Raw genomic sequence first — 26275 nt, 5'->3', positions numbered from 1 at the left:
GATGAGGCATGACGATTTCAGTAAGCGGACAAGCAGTCGAAGCGTTGAAAACGTATCCCGAGACAGTGAATCTGGAATCGACTTTATTGGAAAATATTTTCCATATCAACCTGTTTTAGAATTTTATTATGATTTTATTCCATGGCTTGCAAACTCGCTCAGTTCCACCACCTGATGACGTTTGAAACTCAGGCGCGCAGCGTCTAGCACGCGGGTTGTCGCCAGTGCATCACGGGCGTCAACGGGCAGTGGGCCACCGTTTTGCAACGCGATTTGTAGCTGCAAATAGAACTGACTCCAGCAGCCGCGCTCAGACGGAACCCGCTCACGCTCGTCTCCGTGCTCGAACCAGCCCCAACGGCGGTGCTCCTCGACGCCCCAGCGCTCGCCTTCGGTTTTCGGCGAGAGCCCGGCCAGTGCCTGGGCCTCTTGCCCGTCCAGACCCTCGACGCTGTAACAGCCCAGCTTGCCGCTCACCCGAAAGCGCGGGCCGGGGCTGTTTTGCAGGCAACTGCCGCCCAGGTGCGAGGTCACGCCGCTGGCGTGGGTCAGGGACATGAAGAAGCCGTGATCGAAGGTCTGGTCTTTTTCCAGGTAGTCCAGTTCGGCGTAGACCCCTGTCACCGGGCCGAACAGCAACAACGCCTGATCGACCAGATGACTGCCCAGATCGCGCAGGAAACCACCGCCGCTGCCGTTGTTAACCGACGACGGCGAATAACGCTCGATCCGCGATTCGAACCGGCTGACCTGGCCCAGCGCGCCGGATTCGATGAGTTTGCGCACGGTTAGAAAGTCCGAGTCCCAGCGCCGGTTCTGATAGACGCTGAGCGGTACATTCTGGCGCTCGGCCATGGTGATCAGGGTTTGCGCCTGCTGCCAGTCGGCGGCGAACGGCTTGTCGCTGACCACCGCCACGCCGTGTTCGATGCCGTCGAGCACCATTGCCGGCCGGCCCTTGAGGGGCGTCGATACCACCAGCACATCGATCCCGGCTTCCACCAACTGGCCGATGCTGTCGAAGGCCGGCACACCCGGATGCTCCGCCGCCAGCAACTGTCGGCGCTCCGCTGAACGGGTGACCACGCCGACAAACGTCGCCGCCGGCAGGCTGCTGATCAGCGGAGCATGAAAAAACCGGCCGCCATGGCCGTAACCGACAAGTCCGATGCGCATGTCTGAACTCCTTCTTATTGTTATGTCACCGCGTCTCGGGAAAACGCGGTGGTTGTGGGAGCAGCGTTAACCGTAGAACCTCGGGCGATCAGGCAGTGCAACGTTGACGATCGCTCCGCTGTTCTGCGCTTCGATGCACGCATCGGCGGCAACAGCAGCGGCGAAGCCATCCCACGCCGAAGGCCCTCCGACCTGCCCTGCCCGCACGCCATCGATGAACGCCTGCAACTCGACGTCATAGGCCGCGATGAAGCGATCCTTCCAGTCCATCAGAATCGCGTTGGACAGCTTGGCCCCGCTGCGCAATTGCACCTGGGACGGCTCCGGCAGTCTGGCGATGCCGGTCTCCCCCACCACTTCGCACTGGATGTCGTAGCCGTACTGGCAATTGACGAAAACCTCCACGTCGATGCGCGTGCCCTTGGCGGTTTCCAACAGCACGATCTGCGGATCCTTCAGGTGCGCGAGGGCTTTGCTGCTCTTGCGCGGGAACACCACCTGCACCGAGACGTAATCATCGTCGAGCAACCAGCGCAGCACGTCCAGCTCATGGATCAGCGTGTCGGTGATCGCCATGTCGGTCTTGTAGTTTTCACCCACGCTCGGGTTGCGGTGGGCGCAATGCAGCATCAATGGTTCGCCGATTTGGCCGCTGTCGATCACCGACTTCAACGCGCGATAACCTTCATCGTAAGGACGCATGAAACCGACCTGCACCAGCCGTTTGCCGTGGGCTACTTCAGCCTCGACGATCTTGCGGCAGCCTTCGGCGGTGACCGCCAGCGGCTTCTCGCAGAACACCGGTTTGCCCGCCGCAATCGCGGCCAGCACGAACTCTTCGTGGCTCGGGCCCCAGGAGGTGACGAGGATCGCGTCGACGTCCGGCGCCTGGATCAGCGCGTGGCCATCGGGATAGACCTCGGCGGTCAGTTTCAGGTCAGCCACGACCTTGGCCGCCTGCTGCAGATTGATGTCGGTAACCGCCACGACCTGACTGTTGAGCAAGGTCTGGCTGCAACGACGGATGTGGTCCTGGCCGATGGACCCGGTGCCGATGACGCCTAGCCGCAACGCTTGGGAAAGCAATGACATGAAAGGATTCCTTGTAGTTGTTCGATTCAGGGCAATCAGTACTGACGAGCCTTGGCCAGTCGTTCGTTCAGGGTTTTGGCCACCGCGTCGGTGCGGGCGCTGGTGGAGACTTGCGCCACGCCGACCCGCCACCACGACAGGTAACCGTGAATCATGGTCTTGGGCAGAACCTTGATGTCGATCAGGGTCGAGACCGTCTGCAAACGTGCATCGGCCAGCGCCGCCTGCAACTCTTCAACGGTGTTCACCTTGTAGGTCTTGCAGCCGTAAGCCGCCGCGCTCATGGCGAAATCCACCGGCACGAAAGTGCCGTCGAGCTTGCCGCTTTGCGGGTTACGGAAACGGAACTCGGTGGCAAAGCTGTCCATGCCGTTGCCCATCTGCAGGTTGTTGATGCAACCGAAGGTCATGTTGTCGAACAGCACCACGTTGATCTTGCGTCGCTCCTGGATCGAGGTGGCGAGCTCCGAGTGCAGCATCATGTAAGAGCCGTCGCCTACCAGCGCATAGACCTCGCGCTCAGGCTCGGCGAGCTTCACGCCCAGCGCGGCATTCACCTCATAGCCCATGCACGAATAGCCGTACTCGACGTGATAGGTGTTAACGCCCTTGCTGCGCCAGCTGCGCTGCAAGTCGCCGGGCAGACTGCCGGCGGCGGCGACGATCACTGCGTCATCGGCAAGAGTTTCATTGAGCACGCCGAGCACGCGACTCTGGGTCAGGCAGGAACCGGTCAGCTCGATGAATTCGCGCAACACCGCCGGATCGAGGTGGTCGTTGATTTCCGGGATGAAATCCCGGGCCTGGTAGTCGATCTGATACAGGCGATCCACTTCCTCATCCAGTTGCGCCCGTGCCTGACGGGGTTGATCGCCCCAGCCGGAACGGTAGTCACCCAGCGCTTCGGCCAGCGCCGACAAACCTGTCCGGGCATCCGCCAGCAGTTGCACGCCGTCGAGTTTCAGTGCATCGCACGGGCTGATGTTGAGGTTGAGAAATTGCACGTCAGGGTGCTGGAACAAGGATTTCGACGCCGTGGTGAAATCGCTGTAGCGAGTGCCGACACCGATGATCAGATCCGCTTCTTTGGCCAGCAGGTTTGCTGCCAGGCAACCGGTTTCGCCGATGCCGCCCACGTTCAGCGGATGGCTGGACACCAGCGCGCTTTTGCCGGCCTGGGTTTCGGCGAAGGGAATATCGAAGCGCTCGGCAAACGCCTGCAACGCCGCATTGGCGCCCGAGTATTTGACGCCGCCACCACAGATGATCAGCGGTTTGCGCTTGCCTTTGAACAGTGCCACGGCATCGCCGAGCATCGCTTCAGTGGCCGGACGACGCTCGATGCGATGCACGCGTTTTTGCAGGAAGTAATCGGGATAATCGTAGGCCTCGGCCTGCACGTCCTGCGGCAAGGCCAGGGTCACGGCGCCGGTTTCGGCGGGGTCGGTGAGCACGCGCATGGCGTGGATCGCTGCGGTCATCAATTGTTCGGGACGGTTGATGCGATCCCAGTATTTGCTCACGGCCTTGAACGCATCGTTGGTGCTGATGCTCAGGTCGTGGAACTGCTCGATCTGTTGCAACACCGGATCCGGTTGACGGCAGGCATAGACATCACCCGGCAACAGCAGCAAGGGAATCCGGTTGGCGGTCGCGGTGGCGGCAGCGGTCAGCATGTTCGCCGCGCCCGGCCCCACGGACGAGGTGCAGGCGTAGATCTTGCGCCGCAGATGCTGCTTGGCGAAACCGATTGCCGCATGGGCCATGCCTTGTTCGTTGCGGCCCTGATGGACGATCAGGTCACCGCTGTCCTGCTCCAGTGCCTGCCCCAGGCCCAGCACGTTGCCGTGGCCGAAAATGGTAAAGATTCCGGCGACGAACTTGCTCTGAACGCCATCGACCTCGATGTACTGGTTATCGAGGAATTTCACCAGGGCCTGGGCCATGGTCAGTCTTGTTGTGGTCATAACCGCACCTTTCAAATTCAGATCCGATCCCTGCGAGGGGCACTGTCAACTCAGGGATTTGCTCAGGTGGTCCATACTCGCGCCGATCGCCGTCTGAATATCCGCCAGGCCATGGACGCTATCGGCAAACGGTTCAAACGACAGATAGCCGCTGTAGCCGCCAGCGAGCAGGCTGTTGATTTGCGCCGCGTTGCCGAGAATGTCGTCCGCGCCCACCAGCACCCGGTGACCATCGCCAAGGGTCGCCAGCGGCGCCTCGGTCTCCTCGACACCGGAGATGTGCACCAGCCCGGTCAGCTCAGGGAAAAACTCCTGCTCACCGGCCAAATGGTGATGAAAGGTGTCGTGCACCAGACGGAACACATCCAGCCCGCCGACTGACTTGATCGCCTCCACCGCCGTGCGTTTGCGGCGCAGCGAGCAGGCTTTGAAACCCAGCGGCTCGATGAAACCCAGCAGGCCGTGATCGCGCAGGATCGGCGCCAGCTCGCTCAACGCGGTGCGCAGGCCCGCCGCACGTTCGGCGACGCTGCGCGGATCGGCGCGATCGTTCAACGGGCACATCACCAGCCCCCGCGCACCACAATCGCGGGCATAGGCCGCCAGCTTCAAGGCCTGCGCGCGGCGCTCGTCATTCCATACGTCAAACGGATACAACGCGTTGATCGACAGCACGCTGATGCCATGTGCCGTGCACAACTCACGCACGTGTCCGGGCGCGGTGCCGTCCTCGATCTCGATGCCTTTGAGGTCGTTGCGGATCTCGATGGCATCGGCCTTGAGAGTCACCGCCAACTCGATGAACGCCGGCAGGGACAAACGTGGAGCGACCATTCGGTTCAGGGCAAAACGCAGTGGAGTACTCATTCTTGTTGTTCTCCGCGCAAATAATTTATTTGGCCGTCGGCATGCTGAATTCCGGGCCCTTGGCAATGCTGTCGGGCCAGCGCTGCATCACGCTTTTGTAGCGACTGTAGAAACGAATGCCTTCTTCCCCGTAGGCGTGGTGATCGCCGAACAGCGAGCGCTTCCAGCCTCCGAACGAATGCCAGGCCATGGGCACCGGAATGGGCACGTTGATGCCGACCATCCCGACTTTGATGCTGCGGGCGAAGGCGCGGGCGATCCCGCCATCGCTGGTGAAGCACGACACGCCGTTGCCGAATTCATGAGCGTTGATCAACGCCACGGCACTGGCGAAATCCGGCACGCGCACGATGCCCAGCACCGGGCCGAAGATTTCCTGCTGATAGATACTCATGTCGGTGGTGACGTGATCGAACAGCGTCGCGCCGACGAAAAAGCCCGCCTCGGCCCCCGGCACCTTGAAGTGGCGGCCGTCGACAATCAGCTGCGCGCCCTGTGCCACGCCCTGATCGATAAAGCCTTCCACCCTGGCCTTGTGTTCGGCGGTGACCAGCGGCCCCATGTCGCTGTCGCCTTGCAGACCGTTGCCGACTTTCAACTGATCGATGCGCGGCAACAGTTTGGCGATCAACTGATCGCCGACTTCACCGACCGCGACCGCAATCGAAATCGCCATGCAGCGCTCACCGGCCGAACCGTAAGCGGCGCCGATCAAAGCATCCGCCGCCTGATCCAGATCCGCGTCGGGCATGACGATCATGTGATTCTTCGCGCCGCCCAGCGCCTGCACCCGCTTGCCGCGCGCGGTGGCCTGCTGGTGGATGTACTCGGCAATCGGCGTCGAACCGACAAACGAAATAGCCTCGATGTCCGGGTGCTGCAGCAAGGCGTCGACCGCCGTCTTGTCGCCCTGAACCACGTTGAACACGCCGTCCGGCAAACCGGCTTCGGTCAACAGCCGAGCCATCAGCAAACTGGCGGACGGATCGCGCTCGGACGGTTTGAGGATGAAGCAGTTGCCGGTAACCAGCGCCAGCGGAATCATCCACAGCGGCACCATCACCGGGAAGTTGAAGGGCGTGACCCCGGCGCAGACGCCGAGTGGCTGACGCAGGTTCCAGTTGTCGATGCCGCCGCCGATGTTGTCGCTGAACTCGGTCTTCAACAGACTCGGCGCACCGCAGGCGAATTCGACGATTTCGATGCCTCGGGTGACTTCGCCCTTGGCGTCGGAAAACACCTTGCCGTGTTCACGGCTGATGATTTCGGCCAGTTCATCGTGATGACGATCGAGCAATTCCTTGAACTTGAACATCACCCGCGAACGGCGCAGGGACGATTGCTCGGACCAGGCGGGAAATGCCTTCAGCGCCGAAGCGACGGCAGCGTCCACGGTCTCCTGGCTGGCCAACCCGACCCGCGCCTGAACGGAGCCGGTGGCCGGATTGAAGACATCGCTGAATCGTTCGCTACCGCTGTCCTGCACCTGACCATCGATGTAATGGCCTATGACCGGGGCGTCGCTCATTGTTCTTGTTCTCCGTGCGAAAGTTGGAATTCAGAGATCCAGCAGCCAGCTGTGCTGCGGGTCGTTATGGAACTGCCAGACGCGTTTCGGCCCGGCCATCACGTTCAGGTAGTAGGACTCGTAGCCATACGGCACGCTGACCGGGTGATAGCCCTTGGGGACGACGACGAGGTCGCTGTTTTCCACGGCCATGGCCTGATCGATGCTGCGGTCGTCGGTGTAGACCCGTTGGAACACGAAGCCCTGGGGCGGGTTGATCTGGTGGTAGTAGGTTTCTTCGAGAAAGCTCTGGTGCGGCAGGTCGTCGGTGTCGTGTTTGTGCGGCGGATAGCTCGACGAGTGCCCCGACGGCGTACGGACTTCCACCACCAGCAGCGAATGGGCCGGCTCGCTGTCCGGCAGGATGTCGCAGACATAGCGAGTATTGGCACCCTTGCCGCGCACGCTGCGCTTCATGGTTTCAGGCCTAATCAGGCGCGGGCCAAGGTCCGTGGTGGTCGAACCGGGAGCGGCGCAGACCGCCACTTGCGCATCACTCAATGCCACCACCTGCGCCTGACTGCCGGGTGGCAGGTACGCGGCGAACGGGGATTTGTCTTCGAACACCGACTGGCGATCACCGAGGTTGTCCCAGTTGAAAGCCCCCTGCCCCGGCGCTTCGCCGTGGATGCCGACCCGACCGCTGAGCAGCACCAGGCACAGTTCCTTGTCGCCCGCTGCGACTGGCAAGGTTTCACCCAGGCTCAAGCGATAGGCGGCGAATCCCACGTATTGCAGCTCACCTTCAGCCAGCTCGACCATAGTCCGGCCACGGGCATTGCTTTTGACCAGCAGGCTCATCGCGCAGTCCTCTCGTCGAGCAACGCACGCAAGGTGTCGAAGCCTTTTTTCGCGTAGACGTAACTCGGCGCCACTGCCGGATCCTGCTCGGCCTCGACCACCAGCCAGCCGTGGTAATCGGCCGCCAGCAACACGTCCAGCAACTCGGCGAAGTCGATGTCACCATCCCCCGGCACGGTGAAAGTGCCGTTGATGATGCAGTCGGGGAAGCTCCACAGGTTGTTGCGCGCCAGTTGCACCACCGGTTTGCGCACGTCCTTGAAATGCACGTGGCAGATGCGCGACAGGTGTTTGCGCAGCACCTGCAAGGGCTCGCCGCCGCCCATGTAGCAATGGCCCGAATCGAACAACAGCCCGACTTCATTACCGGTCAACGCCATCAGGGTGTCGATGTCCGACGGCGATTCGACGTAGGCGCCCATATGGTGGTGATACGCCAAACGCACGCCTTGGGACAGAGTGAAGCGCGCCAGTTCGGTCAGCTTGTCGGCGTATTGCTGCCACGCCTGCTCGGTGTGAAAACGCGGGCGCTCGACCAGCGGAATTCGCTGGCCCTGAATGGAGTCGGCCACTTCACCGTAAACCAGCACGTTCGCGCCGTTCTTCGCCAGCAGCTCGACATGGCTGGCAATCGCGTCGATTTCCTCGGCCACCGAACGCCGCGCCAGGCGACTGGAATACCAGCCGGACACCAGCGCCAGGTCATACGGACGCAGCACGTCGCCAACGCCTTTGGCGTCCTTGGGAAACTTGCCGTTGAGTTCGAAGCCTTCGTAACCGATGGCCTTGCCTTCGCTGAGGGCGGTGCTCAGCGGTGTTTCACCGCCGAGGGACGGCAGGTCGTCGTTGCTCCAGGAAATCGGGTTGATGCCAATTCGGATAGCGGGCATGGCTGCACCTTTTATTGTTATTTCTAGAATGTTCAACCGCGGCTCAGGCCCGGGCCGTACGCCAGGCATCGATCAGTTCGACAAAGGTGCTCTGTACCTGGCGGATCAGCGTCTCATCGTCGATTTCCCCGGCCAGCCAGGCGCGGCTCGGCTCCTGGAAAATCGTCCGGCCCACGGCGAACCCGCGGCAGGTCTGGCTCTGACTGGCCTGTTGAAAGCCTTCGGCCAACGCTGACGCCGGGGCATTCAGGCCCAGCAGCACCACGCCTCGGCAATAGGGATCGCGTGCCTGGATCAGTTCGTCGAGCTGTTGCCATTCCTCGGCGCTTTGCGCTTCGATCTTCCACCACGCCGGATAGATGCCCAGGTTGTAGAGGCGTTTGAGCGCGCGATACAACACGTCGGGATGCGGTGAGGGGTGATCCTTGGGCGGGATGATTTCCAGCAGCAGTTCGTGACCGCTGACTTGTGACGCCTGATACAGCGCCTTGATCTGCGCTTCCTGCTCCAGGCGCAGCATCGGTTCGTCGTCCGGGTGGAATTGCACCAGGCATTTGATGATTTGTTCTTGCGGCCAGGCGATCAGGTTGCTGCCGATCGAGCGCCCGTGTTCGAAGGCCAGCGGCCGCGAACCCTGCACCTCGACCGGCCGCGCCACCCACCAGCCACGGCCGGTCGCGGCGTTCAGCGAGTCCTGGCCGAAACGCTGATCCGCCAGCAGCCCGACATCGGCTTCGATGCCCTGCTCGCGCAAATCGCTTTCGACCCGCTCCACGGCCTTGATGAACAGTTGCTTGAGTTCGCCGATGGCGCCGAGGTCGCGTCCGCCCTTCTGGGCCAGTTCCACCAATTGCCCGCGATGGTCGAAGGCAAAGATGAACAATTGCTTCCACTGTTTGCGCGGCACACTGACCTGATGCAGGCGTTGCAGGGTGACGTCCTGATCCGGACGGGTAATCGGCACCGGGCTGCTGAACAGGTAATCCAGTTCGGCACGGGTCGGCATCGCCGGCGCGCAGGCATGACGCGACACCACCAGTCCACCGCAGGCATTGGCCAACTGGCAGCAACGCTCGTCGCTTGCGTCCTCCAGCCAACCGCTGAGGAAACCCGACATGAACGCATCGCCGGCGCCCAGCACGTTCAGCACTTCGACTCGCACGCCGGGATAAATCGCGCCGTCTTCAAGACGTTGTGGAATCTCCCCGTGGATCACTGTGCAACCTTGCGGGCCGAGCTTGACCACCAGGGTTGCCGCGCTCAATCGTCGGACATTGCGCAGCGCGGTGAGCAAATCCTCTGAACCGCCGGCCATCAGAAACTCTTCCTCCGTCCCGACCACAAGGTCGAAGCGCGGGAGGATTTGTTGCACATGTTGGGTGACGTTCTGATCGGCAACGAAACGGGTTTCGCCGTCCGCCTTGCCGGCGAGCCCCCACAGGACCGGACGGTAGTCGATGTCCAGCACCCGTTTGACGTTGTGCTTTTCGGCGTAGTCCAGCGCCTGGGTGCTCGCCTTGTAGACGCCGTCGGTGGAGAAATGGGTGCCGGTGATCAGCAAGGCTTTGCTGGAGGCGATAAAGGCTTCGCTGATGTCTTCGGCCCGCAACGCCATGTCGGCGCAATTTTCACGGTAGAAAACCAGGGGAAAGGTTTCCCGATCCTTGAGACCGAGCAGCACCATGGCGGTCAGACGCTCCGGATCGACCTTGATGCCGCTGACATCACAGCCTTCACGGGCCAGCGAATCGATCAGGAAACGCCCCATGTGATCGTCGCCGGTCCGGCTCAGCATCGCCGACCTGAGCCCCAGCCGGGCGGTGCCGAACGCGATGTTGGCGGAGGAGCCGCCGAGGTATTTGGCGAAGCTGCTCACATCCTCCAGCCGTGCCCCGACTTGCTGCGCATAGAGGTCGACGCCGAGGCGTCCGAGGCAAATCAGATCCAATTGACGTCCACTGGCAAAACGAGTCTGGCCCATGCTGGCTCCTGTTATTTTTATCAGCCTGTACCCAACGCGGTGACCGCGCCGGACACTCTTGGTGGATGCAGACTAAAACGAGCCGGATCGAACAATCAATAAATATTCCAATTATTTTTCACGTGGAATATTTTTTCCAATAAACTTCAGTGCAGGCGCTCCAGACGCAGTGCATCGTTTCAGCAGGCATCGCGCTGGCGCAAGCCCAAGATTTTGTCGGGGCCGAGCCTGTAGACTGCGCACAGCCAACCTATTGTCCTGGGACGAGACGAACCGCCGTCGCTATAAGTACAAGCCGAGAACAAGCCAGAAGGATTATTTATGTCCCGCACCGATCAGCCGGCTACCGCCGAGAGCACGCCCGAGAGCGATCTTGCCAGCCCCCCGATCAATGCCGAGCGTCTGCTGCAGCTCATCACCACTGAATACGAAAGCCTGCCGCGCCAGCTCAAACGCATCGCCAGTTACATGAGCCAGCAAAGCGACCGGATCATGGTCGACCGCATCAGCGACATCGCCCGCGAGTGCGAAGTGCATCCGTCGGCCATCGTGCGGTTTTCCCAGCGTTTCGGTTTCAGCGGATTCAGTGAAATGCAGGCGCTGTTCCGCGAGGCGTATACCCACAAAGCCACGCCGGTACAGAACTACCAGCAGCGCATTCGCAGCATGATCGCCAACAAGTCGCAGAAAGCCAGCGGCGGCGACCTGGCCCGCGAGTGCATCGACGCCACCCTGTCGGGCATCGAACGCCTGGGCCAGGAACTGGATGACCAGGCCTTCGAAAAAGCCGTGGATCTGGTGGTCAATGCCGACAATATCTACGTGGTCGGCGTGCGCCGCTCGTTCGCGGTGGCTGATTATCTGGTCTACAACCTGCAACATACCAACAAGCGCATCCACCTGGTCTCGGGCCTCGGCGGCAGCTATCGCGAGCAGATGCGCAGCGTGCGTGCCAATGACCTGGTGATCGCCATCAGCTTCACGCCGTATGGCAAGGAAACCCAGCACTGCCTGCGCATCGCCCAACACCATCAGGCGAAAACCCTGATCATCACTGACAGCAATCTCTCGCCCTTGGCCAAACGCGCCAACACCCTGCTGCTGGTCAACGAAGGCAGTTCGTTTGCGTTCCGTTCTCTGAGTGCGACCTTGTGCCTGTGCCAGGCGCTGTTTATCGCCGTGGCCTATCGACTGGAGTTGAAGGTGGACGAGATTCACGAGCAAGTCGGGTTCGAGGACTGACCGGAACACCGTCATCCCCGCAAACGCGCAATTCAAAATATTTATTCCATTATTTGAACGTAGGGAATATTTATTCTATAAACAGGATCTCTGAAAACAAGAACTCAAAGGATCCTGTCATGCGTGAACTCGGAATCGGCCTTATCGGCACGGGCTTCATGGGGCGCGCCCACGCCCTGGCCTTTCGCAATGTTGGCGGGGCATTCGAACTGCCCTTCACCCTTCGCCTGGCCGCCCTGGCTGACGCCGATCCCGCACGCGCACAAGCCTGCGCCACCGCCTGGAGTTTTGAGCAGGCCCATGGCGACTGGCAGCGATTGATCGATGACCCCAAGGTCAACCTCATCGCCATCACCACACCCAATCACCTGCACTACCCGATGGCCATGGCCGCTCTTGCTGCCGGCAAACCGGTTTACTGCGAAAAGCCATTGGCGGTGAATCTTGAACAAGCTCATGCCATGCACGTGGCGGCGAAGCATGCCGGCGTCGTCACCCGGGTCGGCTACAACTACCAACACAACCCGCTCATCGGCCTGGCACGCGAGCTGATCCTGAGTGGCGAACTCGGCGAGATCATCAGCTTTCAAGGTGAATTCAGCGAAGATTTCATGACGGATCCAGCCTCCCCCTGGTCGTGGCGCTGCGAACCCGAACATGCCGGTGGAGCCCTGGCAGATCTGGGCAGTCACCTGCTCGCCATGGCGCGCTATCTAATGGGTGATGTCGAAGCGGTGTGTGCCGACTCCCAGACCGTCCATGGCCAACGCCCGGCCACAACCGGCAGCCAGGAACAACGCCGCATTGCGGTCGACGATCAGGCCCATGCGCTGTTGCGCTTCGCCAGCGGCGCACGCGGCACCTTCAGCAGCAGTTGGCTCAAGCATGGCTACAAGAATCATCTGAGCTTCGAAATCAGCGGCACCCGAGGCACCCTGGCGTTCGATCAGGAGCGTTTGAACGAGCTACGCCTGTGTCGCGCCGGCCAGGGTGGTTTCCAGCGTTTACTCGCAGGACCGGACTTGCCCGGCTACGCAGCATTCAGCCCGGCGCCGGGACATCAACTGGGTTACAACGAGCTTAAAACACTGGAAGTGCATGAGCTGATCATGGCGTTGGCGGGGAACGGGCAAACCGGGACTGATTTTGAAGAGGCATTTGAAGTTGAGAGGCTGGCGACGGCGATTCGGGTCGCGGCTGAGGAGCGGCGCTGGGTGTCTGTCCGTGAGATCACTGGCTAGTTTTGTGTGGGCACAAAAAAGCCGATCGGGGATGATCGGCTTGAGTGTCTGAATTTACTGAAGAGGAAACTGGGATCCCCTGCAAAAGTCCCTGCGCATGAAAAAGCCCAACTCGCTAAAGTTGGGCTAAGTCATTGAATTATATGGTCGGGACGGAGTGATTCGAACACTCGACCCCTAGCACCCCATGCTAGTGCGCTACCGGACTGCGCTACGCCCCGACTAGGTTTGAAACTCGTTCTCCATCTCGAAGAACGCTCAAGAATATATCGCAAGCTTTTGAAAACTGGAAGTATTTAAAAGCAGGAAATTATTTCTTGAGAACCACCAGAACATCTTCGAGCTCGGCGATCATCTGGCGGATCATTTGCTTGTATTGAGTGGTGTCGTCTTTGGCTTCATCGCCGGACAGACGCAGGCGCGCGCCGCCGATGGTGAACCCCTGATCGTAAAGGAGCGCGCGGATCTGCCGGATCATCAGCACGTCCTGGCGCTGATAATACCGGCGGTTTCCGCGGCGTTTGACGGGGTTGAGTTGAGGAAACTCCTGCTCCCAGTAGCGCAGCACGTGTGGTTTTACCGCACACAGCTCGCTGACTTCACCGATGGTGAAGTAGCGTTTGCCCGGGATGACGGGTAGTTCGTCGTTATGACTTGGTTCCAGCATAAGCCTCAACTCGGGCCTTCAACTTCTGCCCTGGACGAAAGGTGACCACACGGCGAGCCGTGATCGGGATTTCTTCCCCCGTTTTCGGGTTGCGGCCAGGCCGCTGGCGTTTGTCCCGAAGGTCGAAATTGCCGAAACCCGACAATTTGACCTGCTCGTTGTCTTCAAGAGCGTGCCTGATTTCCTCGAAAAACAGTTCAACCAATTCCTTGGCTTCCCGCTTGTTCAGGCCCAGCTCTTCATACAGACGTTCCGCCATCTCAGCTTTCGTCAAAGCCCCCATACGTCACTTCCTTAACGTGGCGTTCAACCTTTGTTCGAGCGAGGTGAGGATATTTTGCGTCGTCGAATTCACCTCATCGTCATTAAGAGTGCGCGATGGATGCTGCCAGGTCAAGCCGACTGCGAGGCTTTTTCTATCAGGATCAATGCCTTTACCCTGATACACGTCAAATAGCCTGAGGTCTGTCAGCCATTCGCCTGCATTTTCACGGATTACGTCCAGTACAGCCGAGGCTGCAACGTCTTTGTGCGCAATCAGTGCCAGGTCACGACGCACTTCAGGAAAGCGCGACAACTCGTGGAATTTCGGCATTTTACCCAGAGCGACTTCAGCCAGGACCAGCTCAAAGACGAAGACCGGACGGTCCAGACCCAGGGATTTCGACAGCTCAGGGTGAATCGCGCCGATAAAGCCGACTTCACGCCCTTCCCGTTCGATGCGCGCGGTCTGGCCCGGATGCAGTGCAGGGTGTTTGCCCGGTGCAAAAGTGAACTGATCCAGCGCACCTGCAAAGCCCAGCACCGCTTCTACGTCAGCCTTGACGTCGAAGAAGTCCACGGTATCGCGACCTTGCGCCCAGCCTTCCGGCAGACGGCTGCCGCATACCACACCGGCGATCATCGGCTCTTGCTTCAGACCTTCCAGCTGACCGACAAAGCGCAGACCGCTCTCGAACAGACGAACACGATCCTGCTGACGGTTGAGGTTGTGCTGCAACGCCTTGACCAGACCCGGCCACAGCGACGAACGCATGGCGGCCATGTCATTGGAGATAGGGTTCGCCAACAGCAGCGGCTCCACGCCCGGGTTGAACAGCTCGAACTGCTTCGGATCGATGAAACTGTAAGTGATCGCTTCCTGGTAACCACGTGCAACCAGCAGACGACGCAGTTCCGGCAGATCGCTGCGCGCTTCGGCCTTGGCCTGTGGCGCCAGACGAGCTTGCGGGTAACGAACCGGCAAGCGGTTGTAACCGTACAGACGTGCCAGCTCTTCGATCAGATCGACTTCCAGGCTGATATCGAAGCGATGGCTCGGCACTTCTACGCGCCACTGTCCTGCTCCGTCGGCGGAAACTTTCAGACCCAAAGCGTTGAGCAGACGCTCGACTTCGGCCGAATCCATTTCCATGCCCAGCATCTGGGTAATGCGCTGAGCACGCAGGGTGATCGGCGCGATCGACGGCAAGTGCTGCTCGCTGACGGTCTCGATGATCGGGCCGGCTTCGCCGCCGGTGATTTCCAGCAGCAGGCCAGTGGCGCGCTCCATGGCTTCACGAGCCAGTTGCCAGTCCACGCCACGCTCGTAGCGGTGCGAAGCGTCGGTGTGCAGACCGTAGGAACGAGCCTTGCCCGCGACAGCGATCTGGTCGAAGAACGCACTTTCAAGGAATACGTCGCGAGTGGTCGCGGAAACACCGCTGTGCTCGCCACCCATCACGCCTGCAATGGCCAAAGCGCGAGTGTGGTCGGCGATCACCAGCGTATCGCTACGCAGGCTGACTTCCTGACCGTCGAGCAGTACGAGCTTCTCGCCCTCTTCCGCCATGCGCACACGGATGCCGCCATTGATTTCGGCGAGATCGAAGGCGTGCAGCGGCTGGCCCAGCTCGAGCATCACGTAGTTAGTGATGTCGACGGCGGCGTCGATGCTGCGGACTTCGGCGCGACGCAGACGCTCAACCATCCACAGCGGCGTCGGCCTGGACAGGTCAACGTTACGGATGACACGGCCCAGGTAACGCGGGCAGGCAGCAGGTGCCAGGACTTCTACCGAGCGCACTTCATCGTGCACAGCCGGAACGGTCATCACTACCGGGCGAGTGACCGGAGCGTCGTACAGCGCGCCGACTTCACGGGCCAGACCGGCCAGGGACAGGCAGTCGCCGCGGTTCGGAGTCAGATCGACTTCGATGCTGGCGTCTTCCAGGTCCAGATAAACACGGAAATCTTCACCTACCGGCGCATCGGCCGGCAGCTCCATCAGACCGTCATTGCCTTCACCGACCTGCAGCTCGGATTGCGAGCACAGCATGCCGTTGGACTCGACGCCGCGCAGCTTGGCCTTCTTGATCTTGAAGTCGCCCGGCAGCTCGGCACCGATCATCGCGAACGGAATCTTCAGGCCCGGACGCACGTTTGGCGCACCGCACACGACCTGGAAAGTTTCCGCGCCGTTGCTGACCTGGCATACGCGCAATTTGTCGGCATCGGGGTGCTGCTCGGTGCTCAGCACCTCGCCCACGACCACGCCACTGAAAACACCGGCGGCCGGCGTAACGCTATCGACCTCAAGACCGGCCATCGACAGACGTGCAACCAGCGCGTCGCGATCTACCTGCGGGCTGACCCAGCCACGCAGCCATTGTTCACTGAATTTCATCCTGCTCTCCTAAGAATTCGTTACGACTAGCGAAATTGCGCGAGGAACCGCAAGTCGTTGTCGAAGAACAGACGCAAGTCGTTCACGCCGTAACGCAGCATGGCCAGACGCTCAACGCCCATGCCGAAGGCAAAGCCCGAGAACTCTTCCGGATCGATCCCGGACATGCGCAGCACGTTCGGATGAACCATGCCGCAGCCCATCACTTCCAGCCAGCCAGTCTGTTTGCAGACACGGCAGCCTTTACCGCTGCACATGACGCATTCCATGTCGACTTCGGCGGAAGGCTCGGTGAACGGGAAGTACGAAGGACGGAAACGCACGGCCAGTTCTTTTTCGAAGAACACCCGCAGGAACTCTTCGATCGTGCCTTTGAGGTCGGCGAAGTTGATATCGCGATCGACCAGCAGGCCTTCGACCTGGTGGAACATCGGCGAATGGGTGATATCGGAGTCGCTGCGGTACACACGGCCTGGGCAGACGATGCGGATCGGCGGCTTTTTCGATTCCATGGTGCGGACCTGTACCGGCGAGGTATGGGTGCGCAGCAACATGTTGGCGTTGAAATAGAAGGTGTCATGCATCGACCGGGCCGGGTGGTGGCCTGGGATGTTGAGCGCCTCGAAGTTGTGATAGTCGTCTTCGACCTCAGGGCCTTCGGCAATGCCGTAGCCGATATGAGTGAAGAACTGTTCGATACGTTCCAGAGTCCGGGTTACCGGATGCAGACCACCGGAGGTCTGACCACGGCCCGGCAGGGTCACGTCAATGGATTCGGCAGACAGTTTGGCAGCCAGTTCGGCTTCCTCAAACAGAGCCATGCGCGCATTGAGAACGCCTGTAACACGTTCCTTGGCAACGTTGATCAGGGCGCCGACCTGCGGACGCTCTTCTGCCGGCAAATTCCCCAGGGTCTTCATCACCTGAGTCAATTCACCCTTTTTGCCAAGGTATTGAACCCGGATTTGCTCCAGGGCATTGATATCTTCAGCGCTTTGCACAGCCTCTAGTGCTTGAGAGACCAGCGCATCCAGGTTTTCCATGTACAGACTCCAGATACAAAATAGGGGAAGAGCTTGAAGGCTCTTCCCCTATTTAAGACGTTTACCACCTGGCCCCACGGAGGTGGGGCCGGGTGATTGTCGGGGGTACTTAAGCCAAGGTGGCTTTAGCTTTCTCGACAATCGCAGCAAACACCGCTTTTTCGTTCACTGCCAGATCAGCCAGAACCTTACGGTCGATCTCGATGGACGCTTTTTTCAGGCCAGCGATGAAACGGCTGTAGGACAGACCGTTAACACGAGCACCAGCGTTGATACGAGCGATCCACAGAGCGCGGAACTGACGTTTTTTCTGACGACGGTCACGGTAGGCGTATTGGCCTGCCTTGATTACCGCTTGCTTGGCAACACGGAATACGCGGGAGCGTGCGCCGTAGTAGCCTTTAGCAAGTTTCAGAATTTTTTTGTGACGTTTACGGGCAATGACGCCACGCTTTACACGAGCCATGAGTTACTTCCTCTATTCTTGATCCAAAAATTAACGAAGGCGCAGCATGCGCTCGACTTTTGCCACGTCAGACGGATGCAGCAAGCTGCTACCGCGCAGTTGACGCTTACGCTTGGTCGACATTTTGGTCAGGATGTGGCTCTTGAAAGCGTGCTTGTGCTTGATACCGTTAGCAGTTTTCAGAAACCGCTTAGCAGCACCACTTTTGGTTTTCATCTTTGGCATGTTCGGATACTCCGCATTCAGTTGATAAACATAATCAGAAGGCCTGCCGTGCCCTGTTGATTACTTCTTCTTTTTCGGGGCGATGACCATGATCAGCTGGCGTCCTTCCATCTTAGGATGCTGTTCGACCGAACCGTACTCGAGCAGGTCAGCTTCAACCCGCTTGAGGAGTTCCATCCCCAGCTCCTGGTGGGCCATCTCACGGCCGCGGAATCGCAAGGATACCTTGGCCCTGTCCCCGTCACTCAGGAAACGTACCAGGTTGCGCAGTTTTACCTGGTAATCCCCTTCCTCCGTCCCTGGACGAAACTTGATTTCTTTTACCTGAATCTGCTTCTGGTTTTTCTTCGCCGCAGCAATCTGCTTCTTCTTTTCGAAGATCGATTTGCCGTAGTCCATCACCCGGCAAACCGGTGGGACTGCGTCTGCAGAGATTTCTACCAGATCAAGCTTTGCTTCTTCAGCAATACGAAGCGCTTCATCAATCGAGACGATGCCAATCTGCTCGCCATCAGCGCCAATTAACCGAACCTCGCGTGCCGAGATATTCTCGTTGATCGGGGCTTTCGGTGCAGCTCGTTTATCTTGTCTCATTTCACGCTTAATAATAATTACTCCGAATCTGGGCGACCACGCCGGGAAACCGCTTGCGCGAGAAACTCAGCGAACTGGGCGACGGGCATCGAGCCCAGGTCAGCACCTTCACGAGTACGCACAGCGACAGTCTGCATCTCGACTTCCTTATCCCCAATAACCAAGAGATATGGAACCTTGAGCAAAGTATGCTCGCGGATTTTAAAGCCGATCTTTTCATTTCTCAAGTCGGACTTGGCACGAAACCCGCTTTCGTTGAGAGTTTTTTCGACCTGAGCGACGAAATCTGCCTGTTTATCAGTGATATTCATGATCACTGCCTGGGTTGGCGCCAGCCACGCAGGGAATGCACCTTCGTAGTGCTCGATCAGAATCCCGACGAAACGCTCGAACGAACCGAGTATCGCACGGTGCAACATCACCGGATGCTTGCGGCTGTTGTCTTCGGAGACGTATTCGGCCCCCAGACGCACAGGCAGGTTGAAATCGAGCTGCAAGGTACCACACTGCCACACGCGGCCGAGGCAATCTTTCAGCGAGAATTCAATCTTCGGACCGTAGAACGCACCCTCACCCGGCTGCAGATCGTACGGCAGGCCAGCGCTATCAAGGGCTGCAGCCAGGGCTGCTTCGGCGCGATCCCACAGCTCGTCGGAACCGACGCGCTTTTCCGGACGAGTGGACAGTTTCATCTCGACATCGGTAAAGCCGAAGTCGCGGTAAACATCCATGGTCAGCTTGATGAACGCAGCGGATTCAGCCTGCATCTGCTCTTCGGTACAGAAGATGTGGGCGTCGTCCTGAGTGAACGCGCGCACACGCATGATGCCGTGCAACGCACCCGACGGCTCGTTACGGTGGCAGGCACCGAACTCAGCCAGACGCATCGGCAGCTCACGGTAGCTCTTCAGGCCCTGGTTGAACACTTGCACGTGGCAAGGGCAGTTCATCGGCTTGATGGCGTAGTCGCGGCTTTCCGACTCAGTGGTGAACATGTTGTCGGCGTAGTTGGCCCAGTGCCCGGATTTCTCCCACAGGCTGCGGTCAACGACTTGCGGCGTCTTGATCTCGAGATAGCCGTTGTCGCGCTGCACCTTGCGCATGTACTGCTCGAGTACCTGGTACAGCGTCCAGCCATTCGGGTGCCAGAACACCATGCCCGGCGCTTCTTCCTGGGTGTGAAACAGGCCCAGGCGCTTGCCGATCTTGCGGTGATCGCGCTTTTCAGCTTCTTCGATACGCTGGATGTAAGCAGCCAGTTGCTTCTTGTCTGCCCAGGCAGTGCCGTAAACGCGCTGCAATTGCTCGTTCTTGGCATCACCGCGCCAGTAGGCGCCGGACAGCTTGGTCAGCTTGAAGGATTTCAGGAAGCGGGTGTTCGGCACGTGCGGACCGCGGCACATGTCGACGTATTCTTCGTGATAGTACAGGCCCATGGCCTGCTCGTTCGGCATGTCTTCGACCAGACGCAGCTTGTAGTCCTCGCCACGGGCCTTGAACACTTCGATCACTTCGGCACGCGGAGTGACTTTCTTGATGACGTCATATTCTGTATCGATCAGCTGTTGCATGCGCTGTTCGATGGCCGCCATGTCGTCCGGAGTAAAAGGACGCTCGAAGGCGATGTCGTAATAGAAGCCTTCGTCGATAACCGGCCCGATGACCATTTTTGCAGTCGGGTACAGCTGCTTGACCGCATGGCCGACAAGGTGGGCGCAAGAGTGGCGAATGATCTCCAGCCCCTCTTCATCCTTTGGCGTGATGATTTGCAGCGTCGCGTCGCTGTCGATGATATCGCAGGCGTCGACCAGCTTGCCGTTGACCTTGCCGGCCACGGTGGCCTTGGCCAGACCTGCACCAATGGATGCGGCGACCTCGGCTACGGAAACCGGGTGATCGAATGAACGTTGACTGCCGTCGGGAAGAGTAATAGTTGGCATGGCGCCTCCTCTCCTAGTGGTGACCCCTACCAAAGGTCACGTGGGTTGGGATGAGCCAGTACAAGATCCGATCCAGGCCATTCAATGACGAACGCCTGCCTTACAGCGGCAGGAGCCTTGCGGCCAACCGGAAAACCGAACCAGAGTGACTGGGATTCAAATCAGAAAATTCGTGCACTGCCGCTACCGGGACTGAAGGTCATCCGGAGCCTGCGAACGCCCGAGCCAGGCATGCTAGCACAGATGAACGGTCACCGATGCACTCTGGTTTTTACCGAGAGGCAAATCGTCTGTTTTATGCCAGAGTGCTGAACTTGATCGGCCTTTGAGCCCTCAGATAACAAGACATTGACCCACAAGGAGCATCCTCGCATGCGTCTTAATACCCTGCTTGCTGCAGTCGTCCCCCTCGTTTTGCTGCTGCCGCTGAGCGCCCACGCTGACTGGCCAAAGGGCGAGCGTGAGAAATACATGGCTCAGTGCACCCAGGCGGCCACTCCGCAAATCGGTGCCGCTGCCGCAAAATCCCACTGCGCGTGCGGTGCCGATGCCATCAAGTCCTACCCGGCCAGCGACATTCAGGCATTGATGGACAACAAGGCCACGCCTGAACTGCAACAGAAAGCCTTGGGGCAAATTGCCAAATGCAAGGCCAATACCCCGGCGAAAAAATGATGAAACAGGCCTTTTCACTGCCCCCAGCACTGCTGAAAAGCATCTGAATCAGGCCTTTTCGTACGATTTATGCAGGTTTTACAGGTTTTTTTGTTGTCTTTATTTTTCGCTCGAGGCCTTATAAACCGGGGCCTCCAGCCGAAACAGGCAGTAAAGAAAACACGACTGATTGGCAAACAGCACGTCCGGGGGGCTACCAAAGCGAACATTTCGACTATGATACCCCGGTGTGCCCAGTTGGCCTGAGCAGCACAGTACTACTGAAAATATATGTTTCTTGGAGATACACCATGTCTAATCGCCAAACCGGCACCGTTAAATGGTTCAACGATGAAAAAGGCTTCGGCTTCATCACTCCTCAAGGTGGCGGTGACGACCTGTTCGTACACTTCAAAGCTATCGAAACTGACGGTTTCAAAAGCCTGAAAGAAGGCCAGACCGTTTCCTTCGTGGCTGAGAAAGGCCAAAAGGGTATGCAAGCTGCACAAGTTCGCCCAGAGTAATTTCCCGGCGCACTAAAAAAACCCCGTCCATGTGACGGGGTTTTTTATGGGTGAAACAAAAGCCCGAAGGCTCAGCCGCAGTTGACGCGGGTGATCACCAGGTTCTGATCGGTATTCAGGTTAAGGCGATCGGAACGGTACTCCAAAGTAATCATGTCATTAGGCTTGAGGAAGCGGGCGTTCTGCGCACCGGCTTTCTTGCGTGCCTGCTCCAACAGCTCCGGCGAAGCTTTCTTGCCGAGAGCGAACTCCGCTGCCGATGCTTCACAACGACCATGTCCGGCCTCAGTCGCCACGGGTTCCTTCTGCGACTCGCTGGAGGTCGTAGAGCAACCAGCCAACAGAGCAACGGCCATCAGTGCACCCAGTGACGCGAACTTCCAAGGCATTGAAGCCTCCTTATTTCAATTTTGAGCAGAGATCGTGCGACCGCCAATACGGCGTTTGGTTTCACGGTGAGTGCTATCACCCTGCCCCACGATCGGAAAAACGCCGAGTGTGCCTGAGCAACACCTGAAGCATCACCCCGTAAAACGTCACTGAATATTAATGACGCTCAGTAGACATCAATGTAGTCGTAAGGCGGATTCGGCCAGTTGTCCTTGAGCGCATTAAAAATCTGCATGACCCAGACTTCGTCGCTGGCTGCGACATTTCCCACGTATCCCGAGCCTTTTGCCCAGGTCTCCAGACGAAACAGCAGGCCATCGATGTCCTGACCGCCAGTGACACCCGAAGAGATATAGGCAATCCCGCCCTTGGTCACGCGCAGTTGGGTGTGTTCGTCATCACTGGCCGACGCCAGCATCCGGCGGACAGCATCAAGGGTCAGGCCGTCGGGACTATTCAAATCGATCTGCACAGCGCAATCCTTGTTTTTTGCGGAAACGACCAAGTGTCGCATAGCCCTGCGCTCATGCCTAAGTCGCAGTGCCAAACGCTCGGCAAAGTGGTTAACTCAAGACTCCGATCCCGCGACCGAGCCTTGCCATGACCACCGTAAGCATTACCGCCGACATCAAGGCCACCTGGCCACAAGGGCACAGTTCTTACAGCCCGGGCAGTCCGGAGGAATTGGCATTGATCAGCATTGACTTGCTGGTGAAGACGCTGGGAACACAGGGCGCGCAATCGTTCATCGCCCAGCTGTTCGAGAAGTATCCCGATGACTTCAAAGGCACATCGGACACCGAGAGGGAGTAAAAGCCCGCAAGCTGGCACCTGCGGGCATATGGCTTACTTCAGACGTTTGAGACGTTCGGTCAGCAGATCGAAGAAGCCCTGGGCATCGCCGTTCTCCACCCAGAAGGCGTTCTTCGGCGCCTTGAGGCCGTCATACCAGTCGACAATGGTCTGGCCGAAGGTCGGGCCTTCGCGGCTGTCGACCACCACATTTACCGACCGGCCAGTGAACAGCTCAGGCTTGAGCAGATAAGCCACGACGGTGGCGTCATGCACCGGGCCACCCGGAATGCCGTAGTGCTCCATATCGCCTTTGATGTACTCGTTGAGGATGTCGCCGACAATCTTGCTCGCATTGTTGTTCAGCGCCGCAATCTGCTTCAGGCGCGCATCGCTGGTCAGGATCTTGTGGGTCACGTCCAGCGGCAGGTAAGTCAGTTTCACGCCACTTTTGAGCACCACTTCCGCTGCTTGCGGATCGGCGTACAGGTTGAATTCGGCCACTGGCGTGATGTTGCCGCCATTGAAGTGGGCGCCACCCATGATCACCACTTCCTTGATCCCCTGAACGATCTCCGGCTCCTGGATCAGCGCCAGAGCCAGATTGGTCTGCGGGCCGAGCATCGCGATGGTGATGCTGTGCGGCTTGGCTTTTTTCAGGGTGTCGATCAGGTAGTTGACCGCATTGCCTTTGGCCAGGCCTTTTTTCGGCTCGTGCACGGTGACACCCGACAGGCCTTCCTTGCCATGGATGTTTTCGGCGTAGATCGGCGTGCGCATCAGCGGTTTCGGCGCGCCGGCGTACACCGGAATCTCTTCCCGCCCTGCCCACTCACGGGCCAACCGCGCATTGCGCGAAGTCTTGTCCAGACGCACATTGCCGGCCACGGTGGTCAACGCGCGAATGTTCAGTTCTTCCGGTGAGGCCAGGGCAAACAACAGGGCGACCACGTCGTCGGCGCCCGGATCGGTGTCGATGATCAGGTCGATTTTTTCCGCCGCCTGGGCGCCGGTCGCGGTTATTACGGACAAAAGCAGCAGACTCCGAATCAATTGATGCATTTTTTGAGCATAGCGGTGCATGGCGCATTCCTTGTGCAGATGAAATCAAAAGGGGCGAACCCTGTTTAGAACGTAACTCCAGACACCAGCACGATGTTGCAGTACGGCTGGCATTCGCCCGTACGAACAATCGCTCGTGCCTGTCGGCTGAGTACTTTGAATTGCTCGTGACTGAGCAGGTCACGCCGCCCCAGTGAGCCTTCGTCATTCAGCTCGTCCAGCGTGGAAAGCGCGGTCGGTTGCTTGTCGAAAATCTCCTTGGCCAGTGCGTGGCTTTCCACCTGCATCTCGCTGAGCACGACTTTCAGGGTGCTGACGAAATCCGGAACGCCGTGCGTCAACGCCAGGTCGATCAACTCGACACCCGGCGGTACCGGCAGGCCGGCATCGCCGATCACGACCATGTCGCCGTGGCCGAGGGAAGCAATCAGCCGCGACAGGGCGACATTGAGCAAAGGAGTCTTTTTCATGCTGGGTTGAATGCCTGTACGTCGGTGGTTGTGGGAATGGACGGCTGGGCACCTGCCCGGGTAACCGACAGGGCCGCAGCGACCTGCCCGAAACGAATGGCCTCGTCCTCGGCTTTGCCGGCCGCCAGTGCAGCCGCAAATCCGCCGACAAACGTGTCCCCGGCGGCAGTGGTATCGACAGCCTTCACTTTGGGTGCAGGAAAATGCTGGTAGCCCGTGCCGTTGGCGAACAATGAGCCTTGAGCCCCCAGCGTGATGATGACCTTGCCGGCGCCCAGTGACATCAGGTGTGCCGCAGCTTTTTCAGCGGTCGCCAGCGAGTCCACCGGCAAACCGCTGAGGGCGGCGGCCTCGCTCTCGTTGGGAATCAGGTAATCGATGGCGGCAAACCAATCCGCCGGCAGCGGGCGACTGGCGGGCGCCGGGTTGAGGATGACAGTCTTGCCCAGTTCACGTCCGCGCTTGAGTGCATGGCCTACCGTGGCATCGGGAATTTCCAGTTGGCAGATGATCACGTCGGCCGCTTGCAGCACGGCATCGAACCGGTCGATGACCGCCGGGGTCATCGAACCATTGGCACCGGCCACGATGACAATCGCGTTTTGACTGTTGTCATCGACCACGATCAGCGCCACGCCACTGGAATCATCCACCACGCTGACCGCCTGGCAATCGATCTGCTCGGCCAGCAACGCGTCGCGCAATTGCACGCCATAGTCATCGTTGCCGACACAGCCGACCATCGACACCTTCGCACCCAGCCGCGCAGCAGCCACCGCCTGATTGGCGCCCTTGCCACCTGATACGGTCGTGAAGGAATGGCCGATCAGCGTCTCACCACCCCGGGGCAAGCGTGGCGCCCGGGTGACCAGATCCATGTTCAGGCTGCCTATTACCACTACATTTGCGGACATACATCACTACTCTTCAATTCGTTTCAGCGGTATTCGGTGAACACACCGGACAGCGGTGCAGTCGATTCGCGCAGGACAATACTCGGGGTCACGATCCGCTGATCCGTCGCCAGACCCGGGGTGGCAATTCTTCGCAACAAGACTTCCGCCGCCATCTCGCCGAGTTGCAGGATCGACTGCCCCACGGTCGTCAGCGCTGGATATACGTAGCGACTCATCTGGATATCGTCGAAGCCGATCACCGACAGCTCGGCGGGCACGCGCACGTTACGTTCTGCCGCCGCTCGCAACACGCCAATGCCGATCATGTCGTTACCGGCAAAAATCGCGCTCGGCGGGTCGCGCTCAAGCAGGATGGAAGCAGCGTTGTAACCACCAGTGCTGGTGAAGTCGCTTTCCAGCATGCGCGACGGGAACACTTCCACACCGGCCTCCTTCAGCGCTCGAGCAAAACCGGCCTGACGCATTTGCGCGACGCTGGTACTGGCCGGACCACCGATCGTGGCGATGTCGCGATGACCGAGCTCAAGCAGATGCCGCGTCGCGAGGTACGCACCATATTCGTGATCGATGCGCACCAGGTCGGCGTCCACGCCTTCGAGCCCACGGTCGACGATCACCATCGGCGTCTTCACGCCCGCCAGTCCTTGCGCCAGACCACTGTCGCCACCCGCCGAGGCGACGATCAAGCCGTCGATGCGCTTTTCCAGCAGGACCCGCAGGTAGCTGCGCTGCTTGTCCGGGTTGTCGTCGGAGTTGCAGAGAATCACGCAGTAGCCGTTACGCTCGCAGTAATCCTCGATCCCGCGCGCCAGTTCGGCGAAGTACGGGTTGAGGCTGTTGGGCACCAGCAAGCCGATGGTGGCGGTGGTTTTCGCTTTCAGCGAACGGGCCACCGCGCTCGGCACATAGTCGAGACTCTTGATGGCCGCCTCGACCTTGAGCCGCACTTCTTCACTCACCGGTCGGGTCTTGTTTACTACATGGGACACGGTCGTGTAGGAAATTCCTGCAAGTGCCGCCACATCCTTGATCGTTGCCATTT

At 59.3% G+C, this 26275-nt stretch carries 27 protein-coding genes and 1 tRNA gene; 5 read left to right on the top strand and 23 right to left on the bottom strand.

The annotated features are described in order from the left end of the window. Positions 1–126: 126 nt before the first annotated feature. From ABTV87_RS10555 to ABTV87_RS10520, 8 genes are all read right to left on the bottom strand, one after another. Positions 127–1176: a Gfo/Idh/MocA family protein gene (locus ABTV87_RS10555; protein ID WP_433899440.1), complete on the bottom strand. Its 1050-nt coding sequence runs from the start codon at positions 1174–1176 to the stop codon at positions 127–129. A gap of 66 nt (positions 1177–1242) precedes the next feature. Continuing rightward, positions 1243–2268: a Gfo/Idh/MocA family protein gene (locus ABTV87_RS10550; RefSeq protein ID WP_433899439.1), complete on the bottom strand. Its 1026-nt coding sequence runs from the start codon at positions 2266–2268 to the stop codon at positions 1243–1245. Between the two features lie 35 nt (positions 2269–2303). Beyond that, positions 2304–4235, bottom strand: a complete 1932-nt coding sequence (gene iolD, locus ABTV87_RS10545; protein WP_127797509.1) for a 3D-(3,5/4)-trihydroxycyclohexane-1,2-dione acylhydrolase (decyclizing) — start codon at positions 4233–4235, stop codon at positions 2304–2306. A gap of 45 nt (positions 4236–4280) precedes the next feature. After that, complete coding sequence (locus ABTV87_RS10540; protein WP_433899438.1) at positions 4281–5102, bottom strand: TIM barrel protein; 822 nt, start codon at positions 5100–5102, stop codon at positions 4281–4283. Positions 5103–5127: 25 nt separating this feature from the next. Then, entirely contained in the window at positions 5128–6630 is a 1503-nt protein-coding gene (locus ABTV87_RS10535) for a CoA-acylating methylmalonate-semialdehyde dehydrogenase (RefSeq protein ID WP_433899437.1), read from the bottom strand. Between the two features lie 30 nt (positions 6631–6660). Further along, the gene (iolB, locus tag ABTV87_RS10530) at positions 6661–7470 is read right to left on the bottom strand and encodes a 5-deoxy-glucuronate isomerase (RefSeq protein ID WP_085607789.1); all 810 of its coding nucleotides are present in this window, start codon (positions 7468–7470) and stop codon (positions 6661–6663) included. Further along, a complete protein-coding gene (gene iolE, locus ABTV87_RS10525) occupies positions 7467–8360 on the bottom strand; it encodes a myo-inosose-2 dehydratase (protein WP_007956043.1) in 894 nt (297 codons plus the stop codon). The genes iolB and iolE overlap by 4 nt, the downstream gene beginning before the upstream one ends. A gap of 43 nt (positions 8361–8403) precedes the next feature. Further along, entirely contained in the window at positions 8404–10341 is a 1938-nt protein-coding gene (locus ABTV87_RS10520) for a bifunctional 5-dehydro-2-deoxygluconokinase/5-dehydro-2-deoxyphosphogluconate aldolase (RefSeq protein WP_433899436.1), read from the bottom strand. A gap of 321 nt (positions 10342–10662) precedes the next feature. Here ABTV87_RS10520 and ABTV87_RS10515 point away from each other — a divergent pair, with 321 nt between their 5' ends. Together ABTV87_RS10515 and ABTV87_RS10510 are read left to right on the top strand one after the other, a co-directional pair. Then, complete coding sequence (locus ABTV87_RS10515) at positions 10663–11583, top strand: MurR/RpiR family transcriptional regulator (RefSeq protein WP_085607793.1); 921 nt, start codon at positions 10663–10665, stop codon at positions 11581–11583. Positions 11584–11702: 119 nt separating this feature from the next. Then, positions 11703–12824, top strand: a complete 1122-nt coding sequence (locus tag ABTV87_RS10510; protein WP_433899435.1) for a Gfo/Idh/MocA family protein — start codon at positions 11703–11705, stop codon at positions 12822–12824. Positions 12825–12968: 144 nt separating this feature from the next. Here ABTV87_RS10510 and ABTV87_RS10505 read toward each other — a convergent pair. The 9 genes from ABTV87_RS10505 to thrS all read right to left on the bottom strand — a co-directional run bounded on the left by ABTV87_RS10505 (position 12969) and on the right by thrS (position 20424). Further along, positions 12969–13045, bottom strand: a tRNA-Pro gene (locus ABTV87_RS10505). A gap of 89 nt (positions 13046–13134) precedes the next feature. Continuing rightward, positions 13135–13491, bottom strand: coding sequence for a MerR family transcriptional regulator (locus ABTV87_RS10500; RefSeq protein WP_003179985.1), 357 nt, complete (start codon positions 13489–13491; stop codon positions 13135–13137). Beyond that, positions 13472–13774 carry an integration host factor subunit alpha gene (gene ihfA, locus ABTV87_RS10495; RefSeq protein WP_002553164.1) on the bottom strand — a complete coding sequence of 101 codons (303 nt, stop codon included), beginning with the start codon at positions 13772–13774 and terminating at the stop codon, positions 13472–13474. Before ihfA ends, ABTV87_RS10500 begins: the two co-directional genes overlap by 20 nt. A 3-nt stretch (positions 13775–13777) precedes the next feature. Continuing rightward, on the bottom strand, positions 13778–16156 hold the full coding sequence (pheT, locus tag ABTV87_RS10490; RefSeq protein ID WP_085607825.1) for a phenylalanine--tRNA ligase subunit beta: 2379 nt from the start codon (positions 16154–16156) through the stop codon (positions 13778–13780). A gap of 26 nt (positions 16157–16182) precedes the next feature. Further along, positions 16183–17199, bottom strand: a complete 1017-nt coding sequence (gene pheS / locus ABTV87_RS10485; RefSeq protein WP_011333387.1) for a phenylalanine--tRNA ligase subunit alpha — start codon at positions 17197–17199, stop codon at positions 16183–16185. 109 nt (positions 17200–17308) lie between these two features. Beyond that, positions 17309–17665, bottom strand: a complete 357-nt coding sequence (gene rplT, locus ABTV87_RS10480) for a 50S ribosomal protein L20 (RefSeq protein WP_007913489.1) — start codon at positions 17663–17665, stop codon at positions 17309–17311. 30 nt (positions 17666–17695) lie between these two features. After that, the gene (gene rpmI / locus ABTV87_RS10475; protein ID WP_002553160.1) at positions 17696–17890 is read right to left on the bottom strand and encodes a 50S ribosomal protein L35; all 195 of its coding nucleotides are present in this window, start codon (positions 17888–17890) and stop codon (positions 17696–17698) included. A 60-nt stretch (positions 17891–17950) separates the two neighbouring features. Continuing rightward, positions 17951–18502 carry a translation initiation factor IF-3 gene (gene infC / locus ABTV87_RS10470; RefSeq protein ID WP_170929410.1) on the bottom strand — a complete coding sequence of 184 codons (552 nt, stop codon included), beginning with the start codon at positions 18500–18502 and terminating at the stop codon, positions 17951–17953. Continuing rightward, entirely contained in the window at positions 18502–20424 is a 1923-nt protein-coding gene (gene thrS, locus ABTV87_RS10465) for a threonine--tRNA ligase (RefSeq protein ID WP_007956031.1), read from the bottom strand. Before thrS ends, infC begins: the two co-directional genes overlap by 1 nt. 372 nt (positions 20425–20796) lie before the next feature. Here thrS and ABTV87_RS10460 point away from each other — a divergent pair, with 372 nt between their 5' ends. After that, complete coding sequence (locus ABTV87_RS10460; protein WP_085607829.1) at positions 20797–21099, top strand: hypothetical protein; 303 nt, start codon at positions 20797–20799, stop codon at positions 21097–21099. Between the two features lie 290 nt (positions 21100–21389). Next, on the top strand, positions 21390–21602 hold the full coding sequence (locus ABTV87_RS10455; protein ID WP_007956027.1) for a cold-shock protein: 213 nt from the start codon (positions 21390–21392) through the stop codon (positions 21600–21602). Between the two features lie 71 nt (positions 21603–21673). Here the strand turns inward: ABTV87_RS10455 and ABTV87_RS10450 are convergent, their stop codons facing one another. After that, positions 21674–21991, bottom strand: coding sequence for an I78 family peptidase inhibitor (locus tag ABTV87_RS10450; protein WP_007956025.1), 318 nt, complete (start codon positions 21989–21991; stop codon positions 21674–21676). Between the two features lie 167 nt (positions 21992–22158). After that, the gene (locus tag ABTV87_RS10445; protein WP_007956024.1) at positions 22159–22464 is read right to left on the bottom strand and encodes a hypothetical protein; all 306 of its coding nucleotides are present in this window, start codon (positions 22462–22464) and stop codon (positions 22159–22161) included. Positions 22465–22592: 128 nt separating this feature from the next. Here ABTV87_RS10445 and ABTV87_RS10440 point away from each other — a divergent pair, with 128 nt between their 5' ends. Then, positions 22593–22805 (top strand): hypothetical protein, encoded by a 213-nt coding sequence (locus ABTV87_RS10440; protein ID WP_007956023.1) that lies wholly within the window; start codon positions 22593–22595, stop codon positions 22803–22805. Between the two features lie 33 nt (positions 22806–22838). Here ABTV87_RS10440 and ABTV87_RS10435 read toward each other — a convergent pair whose 3' ends face one another. Genes ABTV87_RS10435 through ABTV87_RS10420 form a run of 4 tightly spaced genes read right to left on the bottom strand, consistent with a single transcriptional unit; the run spans position 22839 to position 26273 of the window. After that, a complete protein-coding gene (locus ABTV87_RS10435; RefSeq protein WP_085607831.1) occupies positions 22839–23867 on the bottom strand; it encodes a nucleoside hydrolase in 1029 nt (342 codons plus the stop codon). Positions 23868–23911: 44 nt separating this feature from the next. Continuing rightward, positions 23912–24316: a D-ribose pyranase gene (rbsD, locus tag ABTV87_RS10430; RefSeq protein ID WP_007956017.1), complete on the bottom strand. Its 405-nt coding sequence runs from the start codon at positions 24314–24316 to the stop codon at positions 23912–23914. Continuing rightward, the gene (rbsK, locus tag ABTV87_RS10425) at positions 24313–25230 is read right to left on the bottom strand and encodes a ribokinase (RefSeq protein WP_433899434.1); all 918 of its coding nucleotides are present in this window, start codon (positions 25228–25230) and stop codon (positions 24313–24315) included. Before rbsK ends, rbsD begins: the two co-directional genes overlap by 4 nt. 23 nt (positions 25231–25253) lie before the next feature. After that, the gene (locus ABTV87_RS10420) at positions 25254–26273 is read right to left on the bottom strand and encodes a LacI family DNA-binding transcriptional regulator (RefSeq protein ID WP_433899433.1); all 1020 of its coding nucleotides are present in this window, start codon (positions 26271–26273) and stop codon (positions 25254–25256) included. Positions 26274–26275 lie beyond the last annotated feature (2 nt).

This window comes from Pseudomonas sp. PSE1(2024), from assembly GCF_050990555.1.
GTDB classification, from domain to species: Bacteria; Pseudomonadota; Gammaproteobacteria; order Pseudomonadales; family Pseudomonadaceae; genus Aquipseudomonas; species Aquipseudomonas aphyarum.
Note: the sequence above shows the minus strand (reverse complement) of the source record. Positions and strands in the feature narration are given on the sequence as shown.

What these genes read in the sequence shown, in the direction of transcription:
- ABTV87_RS10555 (WP_433899440.1), bottom strand. Translation starts at nt 1,176, where the DNA reads ATGCGCATCGGACTTGTCGGTTACGGCCATGGCGGCCGGTTTTTTCAT.
- ABTV87_RS10550 (WP_433899439.1), bottom strand. Translation starts at nt 2,268, where the DNA reads ATGTCATTGCTTTCCCAAGCGTTGCGGCTAGGCGTCATCGGCACCGGG.
- iolD (WP_127797509.1), bottom strand. Translation starts at nt 4,235, where the DNA reads ATGACCACAACAAGACTGACCATGGCCCAGGCCCTGGTGAAATTCCTC.
- ABTV87_RS10540 (WP_433899438.1), bottom strand. Translation starts at nt 5,102, where the DNA reads ATGAGTACTCCACTGCGTTTTGCCCTGAACCGAATGGTCGCTCCACGT.
- ABTV87_RS10535 (WP_433899437.1), bottom strand. Translation starts at nt 6,630, where the DNA reads ATGAGCGACGCCCCGGTCATAGGCCATTACATCGATGGTCAGGTGCAG.
- iolB (WP_085607789.1), bottom strand. Translation starts at nt 7,470, where the DNA reads ATGAGCCTGCTGGTCAAAAGCAATGCCCGTGGCCGGACTATGGTCGAG.
- iolE (WP_007956043.1), bottom strand. Translation starts at nt 8,360, where the DNA reads ATGCCCGCTATCCGAATTGGCATCAACCCGATTTCCTGGAGCAACGAC.
- ABTV87_RS10520 (WP_433899436.1), bottom strand. Translation starts at nt 10,341, where the DNA reads ATGGGCCAGACTCGTTTTGCCAGTGGACGTCAATTGGATCTGATTTGC.
- ABTV87_RS10515 (WP_085607793.1), top strand. Translation starts at nt 10,663, where the DNA reads ATGTCCCGCACCGATCAGCCGGCTACCGCCGAGAGCACGCCCGAGAGC.
- ABTV87_RS10510 (WP_433899435.1), top strand. Translation starts at nt 11,703, where the DNA reads ATGCGTGAACTCGGAATCGGCCTTATCGGCACGGGCTTCATGGGGCGC.
- ABTV87_RS10500 (WP_003179985.1), bottom strand. Translation starts at nt 13,491, where the DNA reads ATGCTGGAACCAAGTCATAACGACGAACTACCCGTCATCCCGGGCAAA.
- ihfA (WP_002553164.1), bottom strand. Translation starts at nt 13,774, where the DNA reads ATGGGGGCTTTGACGAAAGCTGAGATGGCGGAACGTCTGTATGAAGAG.
- pheT (WP_085607825.1), bottom strand. Translation starts at nt 16,156, where the DNA reads ATGAAATTCAGTGAACAATGGCTGCGTGGCTGGGTCAGCCCGCAGGTA.
- pheS (WP_011333387.1), bottom strand. Translation starts at nt 17,199, where the DNA reads ATGGAAAACCTGGATGCGCTGGTCTCTCAAGCACTAGAGGCTGTGCAA.
- rplT (WP_007913489.1), bottom strand. Translation starts at nt 17,665, where the DNA reads ATGGCTCGTGTAAAGCGTGGCGTCATTGCCCGTAAACGTCACAAAAAA.
- rpmI (WP_002553160.1), bottom strand. Translation starts at nt 17,890, where the DNA reads ATGCCAAAGATGAAAACCAAAAGTGGTGCTGCTAAGCGGTTTCTGAAA.
- thrS (WP_007956031.1), bottom strand. Translation starts at nt 20,424, where the DNA reads ATGCCAACTATTACTCTTCCCGACGGCAGTCAACGTTCATTCGATCAC.
- ABTV87_RS10460 (WP_085607829.1), top strand. Translation starts at nt 20,797, where the DNA reads ATGCGTCTTAATACCCTGCTTGCTGCAGTCGTCCCCCTCGTTTTGCTG.
- ABTV87_RS10455 (WP_007956027.1), top strand. Translation starts at nt 21,390, where the DNA reads ATGTCTAATCGCCAAACCGGCACCGTTAAATGGTTCAACGATGAAAAA.
- ABTV87_RS10450 (WP_007956025.1), bottom strand. Translation starts at nt 21,991, where the DNA reads ATGCCTTGGAAGTTCGCGTCACTGGGTGCACTGATGGCCGTTGCTCTG.
- ABTV87_RS10440 (WP_007956023.1), top strand. Translation starts at nt 22,593, where the DNA reads ATGACCACCGTAAGCATTACCGCCGACATCAAGGCCACCTGGCCACAA.
- ABTV87_RS10435 (WP_085607831.1), bottom strand. Translation starts at nt 23,867, where the DNA reads ATGCACCGCTATGCTCAAAAAATGCATCAATTGATTCGGAGTCTGCTG.
- rbsD (WP_007956017.1), bottom strand. Translation starts at nt 24,316, where the DNA reads ATGAAAAAGACTCCTTTGCTCAATGTCGCCCTGTCGCGGCTGATTGCT.
- rbsK (WP_433899434.1), bottom strand. Translation starts at nt 25,230, where the DNA reads ATGTCCGCAAATGTAGTGGTAATAGGCAGCCTGAACATGGATCTGGTC.
- ABTV87_RS10420 (WP_433899433.1), bottom strand. Translation starts at nt 26,273, where the DNA reads ATGGCAACGATCAAGGATGTGGCGGCACTTGCAGGAATTTCCTACACG.